Annotated in this window: 18 protein-coding genes; 9 read left to right on the top strand and 9 right to left on the bottom strand. The window is 64.8% G+C overall.

Annotated elements, in window-relative coordinates:
- The 3 genes from ABEA18_RS19025 to ABEA18_RS19015 all read left to right on the top strand — a co-directional run.
- A partial coding sequence (locus tag ABEA18_RS19025) for a SpaH/EbpB family LPXTG-anchored major pilin (protein WP_345451757.1) occupies window positions 1–512 on the top strand: 512 nt, incomplete at its 5' end.
- A 100-nt stretch (window positions 513–612) separates the two neighbouring features.
- Window positions 613–1,566 carry a class C sortase gene (locus ABEA18_RS19020; protein ID WP_345451755.1) on the top strand — a complete coding sequence of 318 codons (954 nt, stop codon included), beginning with the start codon at window positions 613–615 and terminating at the stop codon, window positions 1,564–1,566.
- 62 nt (window positions 1,567–1,628) lie between these two features.
- Window positions 1,629–1,838, top strand: coding sequence for a YegP family protein (locus ABEA18_RS19015; protein ID WP_345451753.1), 210 nt, complete (start codon window positions 1,629–1,631; stop codon window positions 1,836–1,838).
- 372 nt (window positions 1,839–2,210) lie between these two features.
- Here ABEA18_RS19015 and ABEA18_RS19010 read toward each other — a convergent pair whose 3' ends face one another.
- The 4 genes from ABEA18_RS19010 to ABEA18_RS18995 all read right to left on the bottom strand — a co-directional run bounded on the left by ABEA18_RS19010 (window position 2,211) and on the right by ABEA18_RS18995 (window position 8,458).
- Window positions 2,211–5,201 (bottom strand): alpha-mannosidase, encoded by a 2,991-nt coding sequence (locus tag ABEA18_RS19010; RefSeq protein ID WP_345451751.1) that lies wholly within the window; start codon window positions 5,199–5,201, stop codon window positions 2,211–2,213.
- A 69-nt stretch (window positions 5,202–5,270) separates the two neighbouring features.
- Window positions 5,271–6,176 (bottom strand): carbohydrate ABC transporter permease, encoded by a 906-nt coding sequence (locus ABEA18_RS19005; protein WP_345451749.1) that lies wholly within the window; start codon window positions 6,174–6,176, stop codon window positions 5,271–5,273.
- On the bottom strand, window positions 6,173–7,126 hold the full coding sequence (locus ABEA18_RS19000) for a carbohydrate ABC transporter permease (protein ID WP_345451747.1): 954 nt from the start codon (window positions 7,124–7,126) through the stop codon (window positions 6,173–6,175). The genes ABEA18_RS19005 and ABEA18_RS19000 overlap by 4 nt, the downstream gene beginning before the upstream one ends.
- A 33-nt stretch (window positions 7,127–7,159) precedes the next feature.
- Entirely contained in the window at window positions 7,160–8,458 is a 1,299-nt protein-coding gene (locus ABEA18_RS18995) for an extracellular solute-binding protein (RefSeq protein WP_345451745.1), read from the bottom strand.
- Window positions 8,459–8,621: 163 nt separating this feature from the next.
- On the opposite strand from ABEA18_RS18995, the gene ABEA18_RS18990 reads away from it, so the two are divergent.
- Entirely contained in the window at window positions 8,622–9,908 is a 1,287-nt protein-coding gene (locus ABEA18_RS18990; protein WP_345451743.1) for a glycoside hydrolase 5 family protein, read from the top strand.
- A 33-nt stretch (window positions 9,909–9,941) separates the two neighbouring features.
- Here the strand turns inward: ABEA18_RS18990 and ABEA18_RS18985 are convergent, their stop codons facing one another.
- A complete protein-coding gene (locus tag ABEA18_RS18985; RefSeq protein ID WP_345451741.1) occupies window positions 9,942–10,964 on the bottom strand; it encodes a LacI family DNA-binding transcriptional regulator in 1,023 nt (340 codons plus the stop codon).
- Window positions 10,965–11,116: 152 nt separating this feature from the next.
- Between ABEA18_RS18985 and ABEA18_RS18980 the strand changes: the two genes are divergently transcribed.
- Both ABEA18_RS18980 and ABEA18_RS18975 read left to right on the top strand, forming a co-directional pair.
- Window positions 11,117–12,832, top strand: a complete 1,716-nt coding sequence (locus ABEA18_RS18980) for an EndoS/ChiA family endoglycosidase (RefSeq protein ID WP_345451739.1) — start codon at window positions 11,117–11,119, stop codon at window positions 12,830–12,832.
- Window positions 12,805–13,233, top strand: coding sequence for a hypothetical protein (locus ABEA18_RS18975; protein ID WP_345451737.1), 429 nt, complete (start codon window positions 12,805–12,807; stop codon window positions 13,231–13,233). Before ABEA18_RS18980 ends, ABEA18_RS18975 begins: the two co-directional genes overlap by 28 nt.
- A 49-nt stretch (window positions 13,234–13,282) precedes the next feature.
- Here ABEA18_RS18975 and ABEA18_RS18970 read toward each other — a convergent pair whose 3' ends face one another.
- Window positions 13,283–13,414: a hypothetical protein gene (locus ABEA18_RS18970; protein ID WP_345451735.1), complete on the bottom strand. Its 132-nt coding sequence runs from the start codon at window positions 13,412–13,414 to the stop codon at window positions 13,283–13,285.
- Window positions 13,415–13,538: 124 nt separating this feature from the next.
- Between ABEA18_RS18970 and ABEA18_RS18965 the strand changes: the two genes are divergently transcribed.
- Window positions 13,539–14,333 (top strand): SDR family NAD(P)-dependent oxidoreductase, encoded by a 795-nt coding sequence (locus ABEA18_RS18965; protein ID WP_345451733.1) that lies wholly within the window; start codon window positions 13,539–13,541, stop codon window positions 14,331–14,333.
- Here the strand turns inward: ABEA18_RS18965 and ABEA18_RS18960 are convergent.
- From ABEA18_RS18960 to ABEA18_RS18950, 3 genes are all read right to left on the bottom strand, one after another.
- Entirely contained in the window at window positions 14,281–15,363 is a 1,083-nt protein-coding gene (locus ABEA18_RS18960) for an FUSC family protein (RefSeq protein WP_345451731.1), read from the bottom strand. The genes ABEA18_RS18965 and ABEA18_RS18960 overlap by 53 nt on opposite strands.
- A gap of 142 nt (window positions 15,364–15,505) precedes the next feature.
- On the bottom strand, window positions 15,506–15,787 hold the full coding sequence (locus ABEA18_RS18955) for a hypothetical protein (RefSeq protein WP_345451729.1): 282 nt from the start codon (window positions 15,785–15,787) through the stop codon (window positions 15,506–15,508).
- Window positions 15,772–16,635: a sugar phosphate isomerase/epimerase family protein gene (locus ABEA18_RS18950; protein WP_345451727.1), complete on the bottom strand. Its 864-nt coding sequence runs from the start codon at window positions 16,633–16,635 to the stop codon at window positions 15,772–15,774. Before ABEA18_RS18950 ends, ABEA18_RS18955 begins: the two co-directional genes overlap by 16 nt.
- A 270-nt stretch (window positions 16,636–16,905) precedes the next feature.
- Here ABEA18_RS18950 and ABEA18_RS18945 point away from each other — a divergent pair, with 270 nt between their 5' ends.
- Both ABEA18_RS18945 and ABEA18_RS18940 read left to right on the top strand, forming a co-directional pair.
- Complete coding sequence (locus ABEA18_RS18945) at window positions 16,906–17,901, top strand: substrate-binding domain-containing protein (RefSeq protein WP_345451725.1); 996 nt, start codon at window positions 16,906–16,908, stop codon at window positions 17,899–17,901.
- 70 nt (window positions 17,902–17,971) lie between these two features.
- The coding region (locus tag ABEA18_RS18940) for an ABC transporter permease (protein WP_425550553.1) at window positions 17,972–18,573 on the top strand (602 nt) is incomplete at its 3' end.

The following is an 18,573-nucleotide window of genomic DNA, read 5'->3' as shown; positions in this document are numbered from 1 at the left end:
CCCCTCCGGCGGTGACCAAGTGGGGCAACATTGTCCTGCACAAGAAGGATTCCCGGAGTTCCGCGGCCCTGGCCGGCGCGGTGTTCTCGGTGTATCCGAGCCGGGCCGATGCGCTGGCGGGCACCAACGCGATCAGCGTCGCGGGTGCCAGTTCCTGGACCACCGATGCCACAGGCAACCTGGTGATTTCCGGCCTGCGCTACTCCGGCTGGGCCAACGGGGCGGCAGTGGGCCCGGGCCAGCCCGGGTACCAGTCGTACTGGCTGGTCGAGACCAAGGCCCCGACCGGGTATGCGCTGCTTGCCGAGCCGGTCGAGACCGCGGTCACCGGCACTGACCCGTCAACCGTGACGGTGACGATCGAGAACGTCCTGGCGAACGCCGCCGGATTCCAGCTCCCGCTCACCGGTGGCGCGGGAACCTGGGCCCTGACCGCCGGCGGGGTCCTCGTGCTCGCAGGCGCAGGCCTGTTCACGATCACCGGCCGCCGGAAGCGCACCGAAACAAAATAAGCACTCCGCAGTGACCTGCTCCCCTTGATGCAGGGTATGGGGCATCCACCAACTGGTGGATGCCCCATACTGCTCCCGTCCATCAAAGCAGGAGGCCCCAATGACTCAAACCCTCGAGGAATTCATGGAGGGTCCCGAAACCGCCCCGAAAGACCACCCCGGGCGCCCCCGCAAGGCGCTGCGTAGGCGCACAAGCATGTGGCGCGGCCGTGCTGACCGGAGATTTGTGACGATGATGGTCATCGCGGCCGTCGGTCTGGGCCTGGTCCTGTACCCTCAGGCGGCGGACTGGTTCAGCTCAATCTCCCACAACAGCCAACTTTCCGGTTACGCGCAGGAAGTCGACCAGCTCGAACCTTCGGCCCGGACGAAAGTCTTGGACCGGGCACGCGAATACAACTCCCGCATCCCCGCTGGTCAGCTGCGAGACCCCTACTCCCCGCACGCCCCCGCGACGGCTTTGGAAGGGCGACTGAAGGACTATCAGAGCCAGTTGAACGTCGCCAACGACGAGGTGATCGGCAGGTTCCGCTACCCCTCCGTGAAAATCGACCTGCCGATCTTCCACGGGACCAGTGACGAGGTCCTGGCCAAAGGCGTGGGCCACCTCTACGGTTCCTCCCTGCCCGTAGGTGGCCCCGGCACTCACAGCGTTCTGACATCGCACTCGGGGATCCCGAACGCGGAACTCTTCAACCCCCTCCACAGTGCGAAAACGGGTGACATCTTCTCCACCGAAGTCATGGACCACACGTTCCTCTACAAGGTGAACAGGATCGAGGTGGTCAAACCGGATGATATTTCCTCACTGAAAATCACCCCGGGCCAGGACTCCGTCACCCTGATTACGTGCACCCCCATCGGAGTGAACTCACACCGGCTCCTCGTCCACGCCTCCCGGATCACGGACATCCCCAAAGACGCCCCGGAACAGAAAACCCTGGCAGGACGCCAATCCAACATCGGATTCCCGTTCTGGGCGGCGTATTTCGTCGGCGGACTGCTGGTGTTCTACTCGGCTTCCCGTGCGTGGAACCGCCGGCGCAACCGATGATTTAAACGCCGCGGGCACGCAAGTGCCTGAGGGCGCCTACCTCCAGACAAGGAAGCACCACAATGGCCACACAATTCAATCTTTACCTTGACGCTGATGTCTGCCTGAGGTTCCAGCTCGTCACCGGAAATGGAGACGTGCTGCTCACCTCCGAGCCTTTTGAGGACGAGGATGCGGCAATTGCTGCGATCTGGTCAGTCCGCGAGGCAGCGGCCAACGGGCGCATCGTTGATCTGACCGGTTCGGTGCCGGAAAGCCACGCCGCCGAATAAGTCAGGGCCCCGGCACCGGCGGATTTCAGGAAATATCTTGCGAAGTTCGCGACACGATTCACACCCCTGCGACACAAAGTTAGTGCCTGGCATGCGAAGGAATGAGAATCCTCGCGGACCTGTTGGGGGCCGCTACGGAGGCGTCCATTCTCGATGGACCGCATGTCAGGCCGTGCCCACATGTGGTCGTGTGCCCCCATGCGACCCACGGCCAAGGGCATGCGCAGGGGTCCAAGGATCCCTGCACGGCGTGCGGCTGGATCTGAGACCCCCAGCCGCACGCCACTTTCCGTCTTTGCCAGAGGCAGGCAGAACTGCCGCCGCACCCGCTCGGCCAGTCCTCGTACCCCGGGCGTCGGCCGGCGGACCCCCTCAGCGCACGATGCGCAAGGTGCGTACCTCGAATGGCCGCAGTCGCAACTCTCCACCGAGGCGCGCACCGTCCAAGGCGTCCTCGATCAGGCTCACTTCACGCACCTCGCGGTGCGGGAAGTCAACCGACAGCTCTCCGTTCGTGCGACGACCAAGCGACTCGTAGACGCGCACGATAAGGTCCCCCGAGCTATCTTCGGCGAGCTTCACGCCGGAAACGACGATCCCTTCGCCCTGGACCGAGACCAGCGGCGCGACGTCGTGACCGCCTCGGACTACGGTCCCTGGGGCGTTCAGCTCGACGCCCGCTTGAGTGGCCTCGGCAGGACCAGCGCCGATCACCATGCCGATCGTGATGACGTGGCGTCCGTGGTCGGCGTCGGGGTCAGGGAAGCGCGGTGCCCGAAGCAGCGAGAGCCGCACGGTCGTCGTCACGGAATCGTCCGCTACCTCGCGGGAGGTGTCGTAGCCGTAGATTGAGTCGTTCACGAGGGCGACGCCGAAGTCGGCCTCACGCACCAGCACGAAGCGGTGCATCGACGTCTCGAACTTCGCTGCCTCCCAGCTCGTGTTCGTGTGCGTGACGCGCGACTGATAGCCGAACTGGGTTTCGGCCTCGGAGTGTGCCGCCTGCACGTCGAGCGGGAACGCGAGCTTGAGCAGCTTTTCGGTCTCGTTCCAGTCGATGTCGTTGACGATCTGCAGCGTCCGCGAGCCGGGTGCCAGCGTGATCGTCTGGGTGATGGCCGACTTGGAGAACGTGCGATCAATGACCACTTCGGCGCCGGCCTTGGTGAGCCGCGAGCGGATGCAGGTGACGTCGCGCAGCTCGGTGACGCTGTTCCGGTAGTAGCGGTCAATGTCCCAGGCGTCCCACATGTTCGGGAAGTCCTGGTGCAGCTGCAGCAGGTTCGCAGCGCGGCCATCGGCGACGGCGTCGCGTCCGGTCCGCAGATCTACCGCGGAGATCACGAGGCCCTCTTTGGAGATGCGCACGCGCACGAGCGCGTTCTCAAGCACGATGCCGTCGCTCGAGTCGTCGAGCGTGATCTGGTCATCGGAGGCCGCGGCCGAGGTGGCGCCGAGCGGCAGCGGACCGGCAACCGATGTCGGCGAGAACACGAGCTCACGGTTTCCGTCGCCGGCGAGCGATCGGCGCGCGGCATCCGAGATTGCCCGAGCCCTGGCGATCACGTCGTCGAGGACGGCGACCGCCTCGCGGTGCACCCAGGCGATGGAGGTACCGGGAAGGATGTCGTGGAACTCGTGCAGCAGCACCTGCTGCCACAGCTGCTCGAATTCAGCGTGAGGGTACTCGGTCCCCGTGCGGACGGCAGCCGTCGCCGCCCACAACTCGGCCTCGATGAGCGCGTGCTCGGCCCGGCGGTGGCGCGACTTGGTCCCGTGCTGGCTGGTGAGAGTGCCGCGGTGTAGTTCGAGGTACAATTCGCCGACCCAGACAGCCGGGCGCGGAAGCTCTGCCTTGGCGGCGTCGAAGAAGACGTCGGGATGTTCCCAGACGACTTGGGCGCTTCCCTCGAGGTTCTGAAGGCGTCGGGCGCGGCCCGTCATCTCGCGCGTCGTGCCGCCGCCGCCGTCACCCCAGCCCACGGGCGCGATCGACCGGGAGCTGACCCGGTTCTCTTTGAACTGGCGCGACGCCTTGGCGACCTCCATCCCGCTCAGCTGCGAGTTGTACGTGTCCATAGACGGGAAATGCGTGAAGATCCGCGAGCCGTCGATGCCTTCCCACAGGAACGTGTGGTGCGGGAAGACGTTCTGCTGGTTCCAGGAGATCTTCTGCGTGAAGAACCACTCGAAGCCGGCGCGGCGCATAAGTTGCGGCAGTGCCGACGAGTAGCCGAAGCTGTCGGGCAACCAGACGCCCTTCGAGCGGAAGCCGAACTCCCGCTCGAAAAACCGCTGACCGTGCAAGAACTGCCGCACGAGCGACTCACCCGTCGGCATCACCGTGTCGGACTCGACCCACATGCCGCCAAGTGGCAGGAAGCGACCGTCGGCCACAGCTGCCTTCACTCGTTCGAACACCTCGGGGCGGTGCGCCTTGAGCCACGCGTATTGCTGCGCGCTGGACATGCCGAACTGGAACTCCGGCTGCTCTTCCAGCAGCGCCACCATCGAGGACGAGGTGCGGGCGACCTTGCGGATCGTCTCGCGCACGGGCCAAAGCCAGGCCGAGTCGATGTGGGCGTGGCCGATGGCCGAGATGCGATGGGCGCTCGCCTCGGCCGGAGCCGCGAGCACGACGGCGAGCTTCGCACGGGCGTCCGCAGCGGTCGCGGCGATGCGCTGGAGGTCGAGCGCGTCGAGGGCATCATCCAGGGCCTGCAGGATGCGCATGCGCCGCGGCGAGGTGTGCGGAAGTTCGGCCTGCAGCTCGAACAGCACGTCGAGGTCGAGGGAGAGCTCGAAGACCTCCTGCTCGAAAACCGCGAGATCCATCCGTCGTGCGCGGTAGAGCGGCTCCGCAGACGAAGTGAGGATGTCGCCCTCCCGCGTCGGGAGGAACGGATGGTAGTCGAGCAGCACCGGGTTGGATGCCGCTTCGAGGTACAGCTCCACCGGTTCGTCGCCGTCGGCCGCCTCGATGACCGGCACCCACTGGTTGCGCGGGTTGATGCTCTTAACCGGGGTGCCGTCGGCACGATACACGAGTCCCTCGCATTGGAAGCCCGTCATGTTGACGTCGAACCCAAGGTCGACGACGGCTTCGACCGTGCGCCCTGCCCATTCGGCCGGCACGCGGCCGGTGAGCCGGAACCAAGTGGTGCCCCAGGCGGGACCCCATGGCGCTCCGACGCACCACGGCGCGTAGTCGAGCGCGAGCCCGTCAGCGGGGCTGATCGGCTCGCCGTCGAGCTCATGGATCTCGACTGCCAGAGGCACGGATGCAGAGTGGATCGCTGGGAGGATGCGCTCCTCGAGGACGCGCTTGACGCGACCGATGGTGAGCGAGGTGTCATCATGCATGGGCTGTTCTCCGGGCTCGACGCCGATGGTTTTACTAAATCGCTCCAGAAGGCTAGATCATCGGGGCGGTCATCCCTTGACGCTTCCCTCTTCGACGCCCTTGAAGAACCACTTCTGCAAGACCGCGAAGAGCAGGATGATCGGTACGAGCGCGATCATCGTTCCCGCTGCGATCACGCGTGGGTTCGCCGCGAAATTGGAGCTGAGATATTGCATTCCGACGGTCAGCGTGTAGTTCGCAGGATCTGAAAGCACAACGAGGGGCCAGAGGAAGTCGTCCCATGCGCCGATGAACGCGAAGAGCGCGACGACGGAGACCATGCCCCGCACGTTCGGCCAGACGATGTGGCGCAAGCGCTGCATCGTGTTCGCGCCGTCGATGGTTGCCGCATCCAGCGTGTCCGCCGGAATCATGCGGCACGCGGCCGTCATCAGCAGCACGTTGATCGCCCCGATCGCCCCGGGGAGGAACACACCCCAGAGCGTGTTCGCGAGCCCCAATGACTTCACCGTGAGGTACTGGCTGGTCAGGGTGACCTCGGCCGGGATCAGCAGCGTGGAGAAGAAGATCGCCAAGACGACCCACTTGAAGCGGAACTTCATCGTGCCCAGCGCGTAGCCGCCGAGCGTCGCGAACAGGACGTTGGTAATCACCGTGCCGATGCCGACGAGCAGGGAGTGCCAGGCGTAGTCGACCACCGGAATCGTGCGGAACACCTCGGCATAATTGTCGAGGGTCGGCGCCGCCGGGATCAGCGAGGGCGGGAAGTCGTAGATGTTCTCCGACGCCCCTTTGAGCGAGGTCGACATCTGCCAGAGGAAGGGGAACACCATGAGCGCCAGCACGCCGAGAAGCAGCGCGTACTTGCCGATCAGGCCGCCGAGCGAGGGTTTCATGATGTCCGCCGAACCGCGCGTGCGGTAGGGATTCTCCCGCGGTGGCTTCAACGTTCTACTCGTCTGGGTCGCAGTCATCGCCGGGCCTCCTGTGCTGTCGCTCCGCGTTTGGTCTTCGCGGCCTTGGCCCCGCGCCTGCTCGCCAACGCTTCGCGGATGGTGTCACTGTTGTTCACGATCCCGACGATCAGCAGCGGGACGAGGGTCAGCAGGAACAGCACCAGCGAGATCGCGGATGCGTAGCCGATCTGGCCGTTCAGTCCTTTGCCCATCGACTGGATGAGCATCACCATGCTCATCGCCCGCCCGCCGGGTCCCCCCGAACCATTGGAGAGCACGTAGAGCTCGGTGAAGACGCGCGTCGCCCCCACGCACACGAGCACCGACACGAGCATCATGGGTCCGCGTACTCCAGGGACGGTCACCGACCAGAATCGGCGCCAGCGGCCGGCGCCGTCCATCGCCGCGGCCTCGTGGAGCTCGCGGCCGACGTTCCCGAGGGCCGCCAGGTAGACGACCATGTAGTATCCGAGCCCCTTCCACACCGTCAAACCGATGGCACATCCGATCAGCAACCAGCGGTCGGAGAGGAATTCGACGGGGCGGTCGATAAGGCCGAAGAAGTTCAGTGCGGAGTTGATCGTGCCACTGCCGGAGAAGAGGAACTCCCAGACGATCGCCACGACCACGGCGGAGGCGATCACCGGGAAGTAGAAGGTGGTACGGAAGAACCCGATCGCCGGCACCTTATTGTGCACAAGCAGCGCAAGCAGCAGCGGGAGGAACGTCAGCAGCGGCACGCACACGACGACATAGATCAGCGAGGTTGTCAGCGCGTAGCCGAAGCGGTCGTCCTCGAGTAACTTCTCGAAGTTCGCGAAGCCGACGAACTCCGCCGGGCGAAGGGGGCGGGCATCCGTGAACGCGAGTGCGATCGTGTTCAGGAATGGCCAGATTGCGAACACGGCCATCCAAATCACACCGGGCAGCACCAGCAGATACGGTGTGTACCAGCGCTGTAGTCTCACGGCGAACGCCCCCTTCGTCTCGTCGTCGCCGGCTCAGCTGGCGACGTTCTGCTTCGCGTACTCGACGGCCTTGTCCAGTGCGGCCTGGGCAGAGATTTCCCCCTTGACCGCGAGGGCGATCTGCTGTTTGGCATAGGTCTCCATCGCCTCGGTGAACTTCGGGGCGCCGACCATCCGGGCCTTGTTCATTTGCGAAGCGGCCAAGCCGCTGGCGACGCCCTGCATTTGGTTCTTCGCCGTCTCGGTGAAAGCGGAGGGGTCTTCGTTGGCGGCCTTGGTGCCCGGGAAGAAGCCGGGGGCGAGCTTGACGAACGCGATCTGGTTCTTCGTGTTTGTGAGGAATTCGGCGAAGGCGAGTGCCGTGGCGGAGTTCTTCGACTTCGCCGAGACGCTGATGCCTTGCACGAACAGCGGCGGGTTGCCGAAACCGTTGCTCGCCTCGACGCTGGGCAGGATCGACGGGGCATTCACGGAGACATCCTTGTCGATATAGTTCGGACCCGAGGTGGTCCAGGCGACGGTGCCCTTGTTGAAGTTGTTGACGTTGGCATTCGCGGTTCCGGCGTTCTGCAACGCCTCAGGCGTGATAGCCCCCAGCTTGTAGAGTTCCGCATAGCGCTGGATGATCGCCGCGGCTTCCGGGGTGTTGAAGACAAACTTGCCGTCCTTGTAGACGTCGAGCTTCCCGCCCCGGTCGGACACCATGATTTGCAGCGACTTGGGGCCGGGGACATCCGAGATCGTCTGCACGCCGGCCGCTGCGAGCTTGGTCGCAGCGTCCAAGGTCGCGGCATGCGTCTTCGGCGGCGCGGTCACTCCGCCCTTGGCGAGCAGGTCCTTGTTCCAGTAGTTCAGCTCGGTGCCCAGGTACCACGGGAAGCCGAACGAGCCATCGATGCCGTCGAACTTGTACGCGCCGACTCCGCCGTCGACGTAGTCGCCGAGGATCTTCGACCCCTTCTTCAAGTCGACGAGTTGCCCGGCCGAAGCGAGCGAGTATGCGTACTCCGGCGGAAGGTTGACGACGTCCGGGAGTTCACCGGACCCGGCCTGCTGCAGGATCTTGTCCTCGTAGCCATCAGCGGGCTGGTCGATCCACTTGACCGTGACTCCCGGGTGCTCCTTCTCGAACGCCTTGACGACGCCCTCGAAGTAGGGGGTGAATTTGTCGTTCTTCAGCGACCAGGTCTGGAACGAGATGTTCCCGCTGATCTTTCCATCGCCAGCGGAAGCACCGGAAGTGCTGGATGATGAGGTGCCGCCGGTGCAGGCGGTGAGGGCGAGTGCTGTGGCCACCGCGATGCCTGCGGCGACAGTCGTGCGGATCTTCATGGACGTTCTCCTTCGAGGGGTCCAGGCTGCTGCGCCTTGGAATGTGTCGCGGTCACAACCTGCTACTAAAGCGATATAGTGGCCACAGCTTGCCACACAGAGCGTTGAATAGTCCAGTGCCGGAGAACACCGGCCGGACATTTATTCCGAGGAAAGGACCGCGATGCCCCGCCCCGTCGCCCCGCTGCGCTTCGGCGCCAACTACACCCCGTCATCAGAGTGGATGCACGCGTGGATGTCGCTGGATCTCGGCGAGGTGCGCCGGGATTTCGCCTCGCTGGCAGAGATCGGCCTCGACCATGTGCGGATCTTCCCGCTGTGGACGCTGCTCCAGCCCAACCGCACCCTGATCCGCGAGAAGGCCGTGGACGATGTCCGCGCCGTGGTTGACGTGGCGGCGGAATTCGGACTGGATGTCAGCGTCGACGTCATCCAGGGGCACCTGTCGAGCTTCGACTTCATCCCGTCCTGGCTGTTCACCTGGCACGACAAGAACATGTTCACGCACCCCGATGCCCTGAGCGGGCAGGCCGAGTTGGTCACCCGTCTCGGCGAGCGACTCCGCGACGCCGACAATTTTCTCGGGTTTACCCTCGGCAATGAGACCAATCAGTTCTCCGCACCGAGCCACCCGTCCCCCTGGCCGGTCACCGAGGCCGAGGCTGCGAACTGGATCACGACGCTCCTGGATGCCGCGCACACTTCCGCCCCTGCGCAGCAGCATGTGCACAGCGAGTACGATGCCGCGTGGTACATGGACGGACATGGCTTCACGCCCGCCCTCGCCTCCCGCCTCGGCGATATGACTACAGTGCACTCGTGGATCTTCAACGGCACGGCGCAGCAGTATGGCGGCCGTTCCGTGGCATCCGACCGCCACGCCGAGTACATGATCGAACTCGCCCGCGGGTTCGCCACCGATCCCACTCGTGCGATCTGGCTGCAAGAGGTCGGCGCCCCCTCGAACTGCCTGACTCCTGCGCAGGCCCCGGGCTTCCTGGAGGCGACGCTGCGCTCCGTCGCGCGTACCGAGAACCTTTGGGGCGTCACCTGGTGGTGCTCGCACGACGTAAGCCGCAGCCTCGCGGACTTCCCCGAGCTGGAGTACACGCTCGGTCTCGTCGACCAAGACGGCGTGGCGAAGCCGATCGGACGCCGCTTCGCCGAGCTCATTCCGGAGCTTCGCGAGCGGCAGCCCACCCCTGCGCGGACCCTTGGCATCGTCGTCGAGGTCAACGAGAACGCGACGCCGATCAGCCGCGGCGCGATGAGTCCGGGCGGCGCGGTCTTCCAGGCCTGGGTGGACGCCTGCACAACAGGCGCTGACCCGGCCATCGTCACGTCGATCGACGCCGCGAAGCCCGACGTTCTTGCCGCGCGCGGCATCACCGAGCTCATCCGCCCCGCAGCCAGCCGGACCGCTTACGCCTCCCGGAACACGGTCGTCTGAGCAGCTACCCCACCTCCGTCGCGGATACTTACCTCAACGCGGGACGGCGGTACTCTCGCGGACAGTGAGCTGCGGCATGGCGCCGATGCGGTCAGCCAGCACCTCCGGGGCATCGATCTGTTCGAGCAGGAATTTTGCCGCCTCCGCCCCGAGCCCGAAGGTATCGCGGGTGATGCAGGTGATCGAGGGGTGCACGAGCCCTGCGACGACCGAGTCGTCGAAGGAGGCGACGGAGAGATCCTTCGGCACGGGCACCCCCATCTCCTGCGCGACGCGAAGGCCGGCGATCGCCATCACGTCGTTGTCGAAGACCACGGCCGTTGGCCGCTCCAGCCGACTCAGGAGGCTGCGCATGGCCGTGGATGCCGCGGCTGGCGAGAAATCGGTGGCAATCACCTCTCCGCGCACCCCGCGTTCGCCGAGGCCGGCGAGCACCTCGGTGCGCAGGCGCGTGTGTTGGAACTCCGCAGGACCGGCGACGTATGCGATCGAGCGGTGACCGAGGGCACCGAGATAGTCGAAGAGAGAGTGCGCCACCTGACTGTCGTCGAGCCAAATCGTCGCCGGGTGCCCCTCGGGGGACGCATGGCTGCCGAGAACCACCGCGGGGAGGGCGAGATCGCGCAGGACGGGGAGGCGCGGGTCGTCGTCACGAGGATCGATGACAATGACGCCATCGACTTGCTTGGCGCTGTGCCAGCGGCGGTAGGTCGCCACTTCCTCTTCGACCGAGGAGACGAGCACCATCTGCATCGCGATGCGTTTCCCCGCAAGGGCCGACTGGACGCCGGCGATGAGGTCCGTGAAGAACGCCTCGGCACCGAGGGTCCCTGCCGAGCGGTTGACGGCAAAGCCGATGACCCCGGCGTGCGAGCCGACGAGCGCCCGGGCCGCCGAGTTCGGAAGCCATTGGCTCTCCTCGGCGATGTCGAGGATCCGCTGTCGCGTCTGCGCACTGACGCCCGGCCGTCCGTTCAGCGCGAAGGACACCGCCCCCGGCGACACCCCGGCCAGCCGGGCGATGTCCGTGATGGTCACACGCTTCGCTTTGTTCATGCTTCAACTGTAGCGATACAGGGTCATCCCAAAACTTTTTCTGTGCATGGCAGTCTCCACCTGCTACCGTTTTACTAAATCGCTATAGTTGCATCCCGCCCGGGCATCTTCACGCCGATTTTCGAAGGTGCCTCTTCAAAGAAGAGAGAGCAATGAGACGAATACCAGCATTCGGCGCAGGGTTACTACTCGCCGGACTCGCCGCCTTCGCCCCGCAGCCTGCGGTGGCCGCTGAGACCCCCAAGGCTTCCGTGGGGAACACCGCGCATTGCGAGGCCGAGCCACTCACGATGGCGTACTACCGGACGTGGCGCGACGTCACCGTGCCGCAGAGCGCCAACTCAGACTTGCCCGACCCGAACGTCACGCGCATGAGCGACCTCCCTCCGGAGATCGATGTGGCGATGGTCTTCGACGCCGGCGCCACGGCCGACACCGACTATTGGGCCACCCTGCGCGACACCTACGTCCCCGCATTGCATGCGCAGGGCACGAAGGTGGTCTACACCCTGTGGATCGAGCAGCTCGCCAACGCCGACATCCCGCTAACCGAGGACGCGTACCGCTCCTACGCGCAGAAACTCGTCGACACCTACGTCACCCCGTACGGCCTCGACGGGATCGACATCGACGTCGAGTCATATCCGCAGGGGGACAACCTCACCCGCGCGATCGGCGTGTTCAACGCCCTCGGCAAACTGATCGGACCGAAGTCCGGCACCGACAAGCTCTTCATCTTCGACACCAACCAGGACGGCAACACCCCGCTGTTCAAGGCCGTGCACCAGAACGTCTCTTTTGTGCTCCTGCAGGCCTACGGCCGCGGCACCTGGGGGCTGCAGTGGACCTGGAACACGTTCGCGGACAAGATCGCCTCGTGCCAGTTCCTGCCCGGCTTCTCCTTCCCCGAGGAGAAGGATCCGACGCGCTGGGGTGACGCCGAAGGCATCTACGATCCCGCCACGGCACCGCGGAGCACGGCATACCAGTACGCGACCTGGCAGCCCGAGGACGGTTCCCCGAAAGGCGGATTCTTCGCATACGCGGTGGACCGCGACGGAAAGGCCTGGGGCGATAACACCATCACGCCCACCGCGTTCTCTTGGATGAAGAACCTGTCCGCAGTGCAGGACAAGGCCGCGGGCGTCGTGCCCAAGGGCACCTGGTCGCTGGCGGTGGCGTCCACCCCAGCGCATGGGAGCAAGGTGGGTCCAGGTGACACGGTCGCGTGGACGGTGTCGGCGACCGCCGGGCCCGTCGACGTGCCGGGAGCGGTGGTGGCTGTGGACCTCACGGACCTCGTTGACGACGCGACCGTCGAAGGCCTCAAAGTGTCCACCGGTACGACCCAGGAATATGGCGGAGCCACTGTGTGGACGGCGGATCTGTCTGCGGGTAAGAGCGCGACCCTGACGGTTTCGGCGCGGATCAATGCTGCAGGCGCTGAATCCAAGGCCGTGTCGGCGGCTGCCGAGGCGCCTGTTCCAGGCCGGGTCTCGGTTGCGGTCGCCGGCTTCGCGCCGCGCGCCGAGCTGACGGCCTGCAACGGCTGCACGGGTATTTCCCTTACGGTGGCAGGTCCCGGGCCTACACCGACGGTCACCGCGACCCTGACCCCGACCCCGACCCCGACCCCGACGCCGACGGCGACCGAGACCGCCACACCGACGCCGACCGGGACCGGAACGCCGACGGCCACGCCCAGCGTGACGCCGGCCGGGGCCGGCATCATTTCAGGCCCGGGGCCAGGCTCTCCCCTCGCGTTCACGGGCGGGCTTGATCCGTTCCGCTGGCTGGGCGTCGGCGCATTGCTCGCCGCGCTCGGCGGGGCCATGGTTGTATGGCACCGCAGGGCTCGCCGCGCCTGACCAAGGGAATAGTCTTGACCTGCCCGCTGCGCTGCGCTGGCGTTCGTCTGGTTCACTACGCAGACAAGGCCAGCGCAGCTCCGCACGACACCTTGGCCTATTCCGCCTGGATCATTAACGATTCAGGCGAAGAGCTCACTGATGTCACCCTTGTCCTGCGGTCCTTCACCAACGCGGGCATGGAGGATCTGAAGTACGCGAGCGGTCCGTCCATCTTAACCTTCGGCCCGGTGCCGCCCGGAAGGGAAACTGAGTTGGTCTTCACGTATGTCGTCACTGAAAACGACCAACGCCACGCAGGGGAGCTCATCAGCGCCATGGCCGTTCAGGCGGTGACAGCCTCCGGGGCGAGGCTTTGGGATGAGCACGACGCGATTACGCCCATTTCCTTGCCCGCATAACCCGCCCAGTGCCCGGGGGAGTCACTCGCATTCATCGCGGGGCAGGCGCCTACTTTTGCGCTTTCCTTTTCTGCCATTGCCAAGCGTGCCAGAACAGCAGCGTCGCCAGGATCAGAGCGGCGGCCTGGAGAAGCTGTGGGGTCATGTTGATGAACGGATTCACCGCTGCCCTGAGCCTCATCCATTGTCTGTTCCGCCGGTTAGGCGTGCCGCGGCCCCTCCAGCGAGGCTCGACAGGCGCACTTTTGAGGCACTCTACCGCGTGCGCCGGGAACACACGAGGGGCAACGGGCTAGTCTGGGCGCATGACAACTCGTGCCAACGAACTCACCGCCTTGGTCACCGGGGCTACTGCCGGACTCGGTGCTCAATTCGCCCGCCAGCTGGCCGAATCCGGCCACCACCTCGTCCTCGTGGCCCGCGATGAAAGCCGGCTGCGGGCAAGCGCGGAGGTGCTTGAACGGGACTTCAGTATCTCGGTGGAGGTCCTGCCCGCAGACTTGACCTCCGACGTCGGGGTTGCAGCCGTTGCTGCCAGGCTGCGGGACGCTTCGCGGCCCGTGGACGTGCTGGTCAACAATGCCGGGATCGGTTTGCTGAACTCTTTCGAGAAGAACGATGTGGAAGACGAAAAGCGGCATTTGCGGCTGCATGTCCAGACGCCGATGGAGCTGTGCCACGCGGCGTTGGAGGTCATGTTGGCGCGAAAGTCGGGCCGGATCATCAACGTCGCCAGCGTTGCGGCGTTCGCGAACCGGGGTAGCTATTCGGCAGCCAAGGCTTGGCAGGTCAGCTTCAGCCGTTGGGCGAACACTGCGTACGCGGATAGCGGTGTGAAGGTTACCGCGGTGTGCCCGGGCTTCACCCACACGGAATTCCACGATCGGATGGGCATGGACAAGTCGGTGGCTCCGCGCTTTTTGTGGCTGAAGGCTGAGCGCGTTGTCCGGGAAGGCTTGGAAGACAACGCCAAGGGCAAAGGGGTATCCATCCCGACGAAGCGCTACAAAGCGATCACCGCAGTCATGCGCTTCCTGCCGGCGAAGCTTACGTCGGGTCCGCCTCGCCTCGCCGCGAAGCAAGCCGGGCCCGCGAAGTAAACCGGGGCGCCTGGACCAGCACCGCCACCGCAATCCCGATCACGGCCCCCACAAACGTCTCCACCCCGCGCTCCAGGACGAGCACGCCAGGATCCGCGGGCGCCGCCAACTGGGTCATGAGCAAGATGACCGGGGTGAAGAACACCATGGCCCAGCCGTAGTGCCGAGCCATGAACAACTCTGTGGGGAACTGGAAGCCGATCACCAGCAGGGCCAGGATGATGGTGGTTTGCCCGGGGAAATACTGCAGCGGAGACAGTGGTCCCGGAAAGAGTACGACGGCGACAATCGCCAATCCGAGGAACGTCCCCACGATGCGGTGGATGCCGCGGTGCAGGCGGCTGGGCATATCGGCTCCGGCCAGCGGAACGGCCGCCGCAGCCATGGCCCAGTGAGGGTGTCCGCTGCCCGTGAGCACTCCGCAAGCACCGGCGGCGCCTACGGCGAGCACATACCGGGCCGCGTGGAGTCCGGCTGCCCGGCGCAGCTGCGCCGAGGACGCCGGAATGTCCCGCACGGCGCCGCTCTCCCACACCCGGTACCGAAGCCACCCGACAAAACCCACCACTATCGAGAACGCTGCCGATGCCGCGCAGATCAGGACCGCAGCAAGGAACGGGATGTGCGCGGGAACGGAAGCACATGCGCCCAGGGCCAGGATTCCGAAGAACGGGCCATTGGGCTTGAGCCGTACCTTGTCCGAGAACAGCGAACCCACACCCGCCAGAAGCGCCTCGACCGCCACCAATCCCCATGAATGGATATGTGAGACAGACAAGAACGTGCCCACCGAGACGCCGGCCAGGAGTACCGCGGCGGCCTGGGCCTGGTGCTTGAGCCGCAATTGATGCGACTCGGCACGGCCGTACATGCCGGTCAGGGCGCCGAACACGGCGTAGATGATGAGGTCTGCACGGCCAACGGCGAGAAGCGCAAGTGCCGGGACGGCGACGCTCAGTGCGACGCGGACGGCAGCAAGGTGATCGTTGCTTGCCGGCGGGATCCTATGAAGGGCGCGGGCATGGGCCATGATTGATCGCAACGGGACACCACCAATCAATTCAGCCGATCATTGGGAAGTTATCAGCACCCCAAGATCCGCGCCATTAGCTGGGTCACAACGTTTCTTTGTGCGTCGCGCGCACCGTCGGTCGTCAGTGATCGCACCGGGGTTAACGGCATCCCGCGGAATCCCATTTGTAGTCGATCCAAGCGGTGAACCCTTCGCAGCGCTCGAACATCGTGCGGGGCTCGGCGCCGTGTCCCTCGAGCCAGAGGATGGCTCCGTCCGGGGTGACGCCGTCGACGCGACCGGTGCGGACTGCCCTGTCATCCAACCGGATCTGGATCACTTCGCCGAGCAGCGCCACCCAGTCGTGCTGGAGGTGCATCCTCCTGGCGTCCGTCTTCACCGTGGCCGGCGTGGGCGAAAGGCGCGTCAGGCCGGGAAGCATTGCAACGCCGTCGAGCGGGCGGATTCCAGCGCTTCGCGAACGGGACGTGCGCGGTGTTCTTCGGAGAGGATTTCCACGCCCCACGGCCCGTTGAAACCGATGGCCTGGAGCGTCCTGATGAAGCCGGTGACGTCCTGATCGCCTTCTCCGCAAAGACGACGATTGTCCCGTGTGTCCTCAAAGAGCGTTCCCTTGATTTCCGCGTCCGCGTCGTTGAGTTCGACGCCGAAAATCTGCTCGGGGGTGAGGCTGCGGGACAGCTCATCCAAGCTCGTTCCAGCCCTGAAGACATGCCAGTAGTCAACCACGAGGCCGCATTCCGCCATATCAACGGTCCGCATGAGCTCGGCCGCCGCCGGCATCGAGCCGACCATCGAAAAAGGCATGGGCTCGAGGGCAATGCGCGTCCCTCTTTGTGAGGCTTCCTTTGTCAGGCGCCGCAAAGGCTCCACCAGGAAACCGAGATCATCCAAGGGCTCACCGAACGCCGTTCCTACCTTGATGAATCGCGCCCCGAGTGTTTCGGCGGCCTCGAGGAGCAGTTCGAGCTGCGGCTTCCACTCCTGGGAGCGGGACTCGTCCCACCAGTTACTGAGCAATTCGACTTCGACGTGGCGGAAGCCTGCCTGTTCGACGAGTTTCCGGAGTCCGGGGAAGCCGATGGTGTCCCTCGCGGCCACGAGGTCGTCGTGCGCCAGCCCGAATCCGGCCCATCCGGTAGAAGCGATGGCTTCCAAGCGCTCGCCGAGGGGGACGGGGCTCGTCTCAGGGTTGCTCAAAGGCGCGATATTTCCCGCGCTGGTCCAGCAGGATGCGACCAGTTCGGGGGTGCTTCTTGAGTACGTCATCGTTCTCCTTGCGGGGTGGAGCGCAGTTGGTGGTTGGGCGTGTGCACGCCCGGCGACTATCTAATTGGAACGCTCCATTGACATTTGGTCAAGCCTTGATTTAGCGTTGGAGCGTTCCACAAAGCGATCCAGATCACATGGCGAGTTGGAACGCATCGCGAAAGTGGATTACATCCGTTCATACCTAGATGGTTCCGGCGTCCCCCTGCTTCCGAAGGCAAAGAAAACGCGGGCGACGGTCGAAGTACGCGACATCAAAGGAGATTTCACGTGGCAAAGTTCAATTGGCGGCGGAGCGCAGTGGCGCTGGCCGTAGTACCGCTTCTGGCATTGGCGGCATGCTCCAGCGGAGGCGGGAAGCCTGCCGACAGCGCCAACGCCGCCGGAGGCGGGCAAGCCGCCAGCACTCCCCGGATCAAGGTAGCGCTCATCACCCACGCCGAGGCCGGGGACACGTTCTGGGACATCGTCCGTAAGGGCGCGGAGGCGGCGGCCGCGAAGGACAATGTCGAGGTTCTTTATACGAGCGACGCCGACGCGGGGCGCCAGTCCCAGCTGGTGCAGCAGGCCATCGACCAGAAGGTTGACGGCATCGCCGTCACCATCGCCAACCCGGGCGCCATGAAGGACGTGCTGAAGAAGGCCACCGACGCCGGCATCCCGGTGGTGAGCTTCAACGCCGGCGGTGACGTCTCCGCGCAGATGGGGGCGTTCACCCACTTCGGTTCCAATGAGACCCTGGCTGGCGAAGCGGTCGGCGCCAAGCTGGCTTCGCAGGGCTACAAGCACCCCATCTGCGTGATCATGTCACAGGGACAGGTGCAACTCGAACAGCGGTGCGCAGGCGTCAAGACGAAGGTGCCCGGGACCGAGATCCTATATGTCAACGGGGCCGATATGACGGCAGTGCAGTCCACTGCGACGGCGAAACTGCAGGCCAGCAAGGATGCTGACGTGATCATCGGGTTGGGCGCTCCCTTCACCTTGACCATTCTCAAAGCCGTGGCAGATGCCAACAGCCCGATCAAGGTGGCCAGCTTCGACCTGAACCCCGCGCTGGCGCAGGCGATCAACGATGGCAAGGTCCTGTTCACGGTGGACCAGCAGCCGTGGCTCCAAGGCTACTTGTCCATTGACTCGATCTGGCAGAACAAGCTTGGTGGTTTCAAGGTCGGTGGCGGGCAGCCGGTCCTCACGGGCCCGACGATCGTGGACAAGTCCAACATTTCCGACGTTCTGAAGTTCGTTCAGCAGGGCATCCGCTAATCCGATGACCGCTCGGCTCGCGCGGCCCGATTTCCTTGCCGCGCGAGCTGATCGAGAAGAAAGGTATTTCATGGCTTTAGTTACTGCCCCGGCACCCAAAACTGCCGCGGATGAGCGGGTCGCGAAGCGGAGCCCGTTGAGCAAGTTGATGGCCCGTCCTGAAGTCGGCGCCCTGGTGGGGGCCGTTGTTCTCTTCATTTTCTTCGCTTCGGTGTCCGGGACGTTCACCCAGCCGAATGCTTTGGCAACGATCCTGTATGGGTCTTCCACGATCGGGATCATGGCGGTGGGGGTGTCGCTGTTGATGATCGGCGGCGAGTTCGACCTCTCCACCGGCGTGGCCGTGATTTCCTCGGCGCTCACTGCTTCACTGTTCAGCTGGTATTTCTCGATGAACGCCTGGGTCGGAGTGGTGATTGCACTGCTGGTTTCCCTGACGATCGGCTTCATCAACGGCTGGATCCTCGTCAAGACGAAGCTGCCGTCCTTCATCGTGACGCTCGCTACGTTCCTGATGCTCACGGGCCTGAACCTGGCCCTGACCCGGCTGATCGGCGGGTCCGTGTCCTCCCCGTCGATTTCGAAGCTGGACGGGTTTGATTCCGCGCACGCGGTGTTCGCGTCCTCGATCAGCATCGGCGGGGTCGAGGTGAAGATCACGGTGTTCTTCTG

Origin of the sequence: Arthrobacter gyeryongensis (assembly GCF_039543785.1) — a bacterium.
In the GTDB taxonomy this organism is placed as follows: domain Bacteria; phylum Actinomycetota; class Actinomycetes; order Actinomycetales; family Micrococcaceae; genus Arthrobacter; species Arthrobacter gyeryongensis.
This window is presented reverse-complemented; position numbering and strand designations above follow the sequence as displayed.